General features: G+C 28.0%; 7 protein-coding genes. 3 read left to right on the forward strand and 4 right to left on the reverse strand.

Annotated features, from left to right (window positions below):
- The first annotated feature begins 106 nt into the window (after positions 1 to 106).
- From A9758_RS00400 to larE, 3 genes are read left to right on the forward strand one after another with little or no spacing between them, the layout of a single operon-like run.
- Positions 107 to 601, forward strand: coding sequence for a TIGR00295 family protein (locus A9758_RS00400; protein ID WP_011406849.1), 495 nt, complete (start codon positions 107 to 109; stop codon positions 599 to 601).
- Entirely contained in the window at positions 602 to 1,255 is a 654-nt protein-coding gene (locus A9758_RS00405; protein ID WP_011406850.1) for a TfuA-related McrA-glycine thioamidation protein, read from the forward strand.
- A 4-nt stretch (positions 1,256 to 1,259) separates the two neighbouring features.
- Positions 1,260 to 2,273, forward strand: a complete 1,014-nt coding sequence (gene larE / locus A9758_RS00410; protein ID WP_011406851.1) for an ATP-dependent sacrificial sulfur transferase LarE — start codon at positions 1,260 to 1,262, stop codon at positions 2,271 to 2,273.
- A 45-nt stretch (positions 2,274 to 2,318) separates the two neighbouring features.
- Here the strand turns inward: larE and A9758_RS00415 are convergent, their stop codons facing one another.
- The 4 genes from A9758_RS00415 to hypE all read right to left on the reverse strand — a co-directional run bounded on the left by A9758_RS00415 (position 2,319) and on the right by hypE (position 6,084).
- A complete protein-coding gene (locus tag A9758_RS00415; RefSeq protein WP_048059762.1) occupies positions 2,319 to 3,155 on the reverse strand; it encodes a CBS domain-containing protein in 837 nt (278 codons plus the stop codon).
- A 165-nt stretch (positions 3,156 to 3,320) separates the two neighbouring features.
- Positions 3,321 to 4,595 (reverse strand): serine--tRNA ligase, encoded by a 1,275-nt coding sequence (gene serS, locus A9758_RS00420; protein WP_011406853.1) that lies wholly within the window; start codon positions 4,593 to 4,595, stop codon positions 3,321 to 3,323.
- A gap of 32 nt (positions 4,596 to 4,627) precedes the next feature.
- Entirely contained in the window at positions 4,628 to 5,047 is a 420-nt protein-coding gene (locus tag A9758_RS00425; protein WP_011406854.1) for an RDD family protein, read from the reverse strand.
- Positions 5,048 to 5,055: 8 nt separating this feature from the next.
- Positions 5,056 to 6,084: a hydrogenase expression/formation protein HypE gene (hypE, locus tag A9758_RS00430; protein WP_011406855.1), complete on the reverse strand. Its 1,029-nt coding sequence runs from the start codon at positions 6,082 to 6,084 to the stop codon at positions 5,056 to 5,058.
- Positions 6,085 to 6,125 lie beyond the last annotated feature (41 nt).

Below are 6,125 nucleotides of genomic sequence, written 5' to 3' on the forward strand. Positions count from 1 at the left end.
ACTTATTCTATATAAAAAGGGTTTAATGAATAAAAAAAAATTAAACACCTTCTTTTTTTATAACTTCTTTTTTTAATATTAAACAAAAATAGGAAAGTAATTACACATGTCTGAAGTTGATAAATTAATTAAAAATATTTATAATAAATTAGAATGTTCTAAATACATTATAGATCATTCCACCACAGTTTATGAAAGAACCAAAGATATTACACCCCATTATGACAATATTGATTTAGATCTTATTAAAGCTGGAGCAATGTTACATGATGTTGGAAGAACTGTTACAAATGATATTAAACATGCATACCTTGGAGCAGATCTACTTCGTCAATTAAATGTTGATGAAAAAATATGTAAAATAACAGAACGTCATATTGGTGCTGGAATAAGTGCTAAAGAAGCCCAAAAATTAAGATTACCACCACGTAATTACATACCCCAAACTCTTGAGGAAAAAATTGTTGCACATGCAGATAATCTTGTTCATGGAACAGAACCTGTGGATTTAGATTTTGTTATTAATAAATGGACAAAAAAAGGCATGGCTACAGAATCAATAGACAGACTTATTAAATTACATAATGAATTAATAAAGTAGATGATTAACATGACAATAGCAATTTATACTGGATTATCAATTTCATTTAAAGAAGCTAAAACAATATTAGATGCTACGTATTATCCTCCTGTAAAAAGAGGCGATATTGATGAATTACTCTCAAAAAATGATAATATTGAAATTATTGGTATAATAGATGGCGTTTTTCATCAAAGTCCTGCTGTAGCTCATAAAGAAATTTTAAGAGCATTGAAAAGGAATATTACTGTTGTTGGTGGTGCTAGTATGGGTGCACTTCGTGCTTGTGAATTATATCCATATGGTATGATTGGAATTGGAACTATTTTTAATGACTATAAAAAAGGTGTTATTGACTCTGATGATGATGTTTCTGTTGCTTTAAATCCAGATACCTTAGAGCAATTATCTCAACCCTGGATTAATCTTAAATATAATTTTGATAACGCAAGAAAAGACAAAATCATTACACAAGAAGAGGAAGATGAATTATTAAAAATTGCAAAAGACACCTATTATCCTAAACGTTCATTTGAATATACAATTAGAAAATCAAGTCTATCTCCAGAAAATATAACAACGTTACTTAACTATATTAATAAAAATAAAATAGATATAAAACACGATGATGCAAAAAAGGTTATACAATACATTAAAAAAATAAGTAAACAATGATAATATGAAAATAGAAGAGAAGATAGAGAAATTAAAAGAATATTTGAAAGATAAAAAATCAATACTAGCATTTAGTGCTGGTTCAGACAGTACACTCATAGCATACATTTTATCACAAGTAAGTCCCAATTCAGTACTTGTTACAATAGACAATAACATGATGCCAAAAGACTTTATAAATTATACAAAAGAAAAAGCAAAAGAATTAAATTTAAAACATGACGTAATAAATGTTAACTTTCTAAAAAACCCAGAATTCATATCAAACAACCAAAAACGCTGTTATAACTGTAGAAAAATAATGTACTTAAAAATCCAAGAACTATCCTATTTTAATGAATATGATTATTTCTTAGAAGGAACCAATCTAACAGACCTTCTTGAAGATAGACCTGGAATTTTAGTAAGAAAAACATACAACATGACAAGTCCCCTAATAGAATGTGGTATAACAAAAAATGATGTATTTAATATGATAAAATACTTAAATCTCACATACTCCCATAACACAACATGTCTTGCAACTAGAGTAAAAACAAATGAAGAAGTAAGCATGGAAAAATTTAAATTAATAGATGAAGCTGAAACATATCTAAAAAAATACATAAAACAAGAAAATATCCGAGTTAGATTTGATTCATATACTGCAACAATATCAATAGATGAACCTCTTGAAGTACTAGATAAGAATTTAATAAAAAATATAAGAGACAAGCTTCAAGAATTAGGTTTTAAAAAGGTATTATTAGACATAACAGGATATATGAAAACAAAACTCACATATAACATAGATAATAACATATACTTCTATAAATTACCATATAACATAGATTTAAAAAGAACTTATGAAAATATAATTGAAAATACAAAACTAGGAGAAGAAAGTAAATTAAATTCAAAAACCATAAACTATGAGGATATAACTATTGAAGATAATGGTAAAATAAGTATGCCTGAAACTAATGACTTTATTGATAAATTCAATAAAATTCTACCTTCAATTGAAAGAAAAATATAGAATATAATCTACTATATTCTTCTTTTAATAAAATAATAATTTAAATTATTGAATCATAGCACGCATTAAATCACTTGATCTTACAAGACCAATTGGTTCATCAGCCATATTCAATACAGGAACTTGTTCTATATTATATTGCCTTAGAATATTCGCACATTCTTTAACAGAAGTTTTACGAGTAACAGATACTAATTTATCTCCAGCAACATCTTTAACTATTTTATCAGAAAATTGTAATCTATTTTTTAAAATATACATTACACTCTGACTATTCCATGTCCATTTATCTCCCTCAGTACTTACTGAACTGTTATGTATAGTTTGTTCTTCAACAACCCTACTTTCATTAATAAAGTCAGTTTCTGTTAAAATACCAGATGCTTTACCATCATCATTTAATGATATTACTGACTTAAAATTAAAGAAGTTAGTAATAGAATATGCTATAGGTAATGGTGTTTTATCCCATACCGTTGGGACATTACGTACCATATATTTTTCAACAGGTTCAGTATTATTAATCTTCCATAATGCTTTATTAGTTATATCTGCCGAAGTTACAATTCCCACTAATTTATTATCCACAGTAATTGGTACTCTACGAATATTATTATTAATCATTTTACGAGCAACTGAATTTACATCTTCATCTGGAGCTGCAGTTATAGGATTTCTTGACATAATCATTGCAACTTGATCTTCATCAGGATTTTTAATAAGATCAGATCTTGTTATTACTCCTGCAAGTTCTCCTGTATGTTTTTTAACAATTGGTACACCAGATAATTTCTCTTCTCTTAAAATTTCATAGATACTACTGACTGTCCCTGGAACTGATCCTGCCTGAACATTTTCTGTCATTATTTCACTTATTTTCATGATAATCACCTGTCCATGTATTTTTAAAACAATTAATTAAAATAATAATTACTATTGTCAATTACTATAATATTTAATCATTACTAATAAGATATGTGATTAAGATATAAAAATAGTTAATTAAAAAAAAGAAATAAAATATAAAAAAAAGTAAAGGAAAGATTATTATTTAGCTTCAATAATAGTTTTACCATTCATATATGGTATTAATACATCAGGTATTTTAATACTTCCATCTTCTTGTTGATAATTTTCTAAAATACAACATATAGTTCTTTCTGTAGCAATTGCTGTACTATTTAATGTATGTAATATTTGAGCATCACCAGCACCTGCTTTTCCATAACGTGTATTGATTTTTCTTGCCTGATAATCCTTACAATTAGTACAAGATACTAATTCACGATATGTTCCAGAACCAGGGAACCATGCTTCAAGATCATATTTTATTGCTGCATTATCATTTAATGCTGAAGATACTATAGCTACAATTTGATAAGGTAATCCAAGTTTCTGATAGATTCCTTCAGTTACTTCTAATAATTTCTCATGTTCTAAAGTTGAATTTTCCGGTGTAGCATAGATGAATTGTTCTACTTTTTCAAATTGATGTACTCTAAAAATTCCCAAAGTATCTTTTCCATGGGATCCTGCTTCTTTTCTAAAACATGTGGAAAGAGCACAGTACCTTAATGGTAAATCTTCAGAATCTATGATTTCATTTCTATGTAGAGCTGCTAATGTTTGTTCAGCAGTAGCTATTAGATATAAATCCTCATTCTCAACCTTATATAATGTTTCTTCAAATTCACCCAATTCAGATGTTTCTTCTGCAACCTCACTTTTAATAAAGAAAGGTGTTTGTAGAGGAGTATATCCCTTATCTTTTAATTCATTTAATGCAAATTGAATTAATGCTAAGTTTAAGAATAAAATATCCTGTTTTAAATAATAAAAACGTGACCCTGCAATTTGAGAAGCAGTGTCTGTGTCAGCACCATCAATTAAATTGATTAAATCAACATGATTTAATGGTTCAAAATCAAATGATGGAAAATCACCATTTGTTCTTATGACTTCATTATCATCTTCAGTATCAGAAACAGGTACGTTTTCATCTATAATATTACCTACTTTATACCTATATTCATCACGTATTCTTTCATATTCTTCAATTTTAGGTTCTAATTCTTTAATATCAGAAGCTACTTTTTTGGATTTGCTTATAACTTCTTCAAGATTTCCATCTTTTTTTGCTTGTTTAAATGATTTAGATAATTTATTTTTTTCAGAACGTAAATTATTTAGATTTTGTAATCCTTCTCTCCATAAATTATCATACTCAATAACTTTTTCAACATTAATAGTATCCCTAAATCGTTTCTTTTCAGAGTCAAATATTTTATTTGGTTCTTCCCTGAATAATTTTATGTCTAACAACTATTATTTCTCCTTTATTATTTATCTATTATTTAATCATCCACTACTTCTAAATCTTTATCAGAATATACATCAGTACCTGCTAATTTATCAAATAATCGTGAAGGATAGTTCATTATTTTTCCAATTATAATATCGAAAATTAAAGGTACCCAAAAGAGTTTTGTTAAATTTCTAATAAATGCACTTTTATATGTCATATATCCTTCAGAATCAGAAACATATAAGTGAAGAATCTTTTTACCTATTGTTTTATTTGTTTTAGCTTCAAATAATGTGAAATAGCCCATTGTTACCAGAATTAATACTACATATGGATAATAAGCCAATGTAACTTGAATATTTAATAATGCAAGTAATATATATAAAATATTATCTATCAAGGAAACAAATAATGTTACTATTATTGCATCTATTATTAAAGCTTCTGTTCTTAATATAAAATGTTCCATAAAATCACTTAACATACTCTTGGTACAGGATCTGCTATTGGAGGTTCAATTAATCTTTCTCCACCAATGATAGTTTCCATTATTACATGTTTTTTATCTGTAACTTCACCAATAATTTGGGCATCTTTTCCATATTTAGTTTTTTGTATAGCTTGTAATACATCTTCAGCATTTTCTGCTTCTACACCCATTACAATTTTACCTTCATTTGCTACTTCAAATGGATCAATACCCAACATATCAGATACAGCCTCTACTTCAGGTTTTATTGGAATTCTTTCCTCATCTAACCTCATACCCACATTTGCCTTATTTGCCATTTCATTTAATGCATTGGCTATTCCACCACGTGTTGGATCTTTCATTGCTGTAATTGTTCCAACTTTTTGAGCAGCTTCAACCATACCCCATACTGGTGCCACATCAGATTTTAGTTCTGTTTCATAACCAAAACCTTCTCTTTTAGACATTATTGCCATTCCATGGTCACCCACACTACCAGTGATGATAACTTTGTTTCCAACTTTAAGACCAGCATCAGATACTATATTTTCTTTTTTACCTACTCCAATACCTGCAGTTGCTATTATCATTCCATCAAGTTTGTCACTATCAATTACCTTAGTATCTCCTGTAATAATTGCAGCACCTACTTCTTGACAAGTTTCATCCATGGATTTAACAATTTTTTCTAAGTCTGAACGTTCAAAACCTTCACTTATTACCATTGCATTGTTTAAAGATAATGGTTTTACTCCCATAACAGAAATATCATTTAATGTTCCTGCAGCTGATATTCTACCAATATCTCCTCCAGGGAAAAATAAAGGTTGTACTGTATGACTATCAATAGTTGTTACTATAACATGCTCATCATCAATAGGTATTGTTGCACTATCATCTAATGCTTCCAAACCTATTCCACCATTTACACTAGTTTTTGAGACATTATTTAATATTATATCTGAAATCATACCTTGCATGACTTCTCCACCAGCACCATGTACCATGTTTATTTTATCATCATTATATGCCATAGTAAATTCCTTCCATGTTGTTTTAATAAAAAAAATATAAA

Origin of the sequence: Methanosphaera sp. A6 (assembly GCF_001729395.1) — an archaeon.
In the GTDB taxonomy this organism is placed as follows: Archaea; Methanobacteriota; Methanobacteria; order Methanobacteriales; family Methanobacteriaceae; genus Methanosphaera; species Methanosphaera stadtmanae.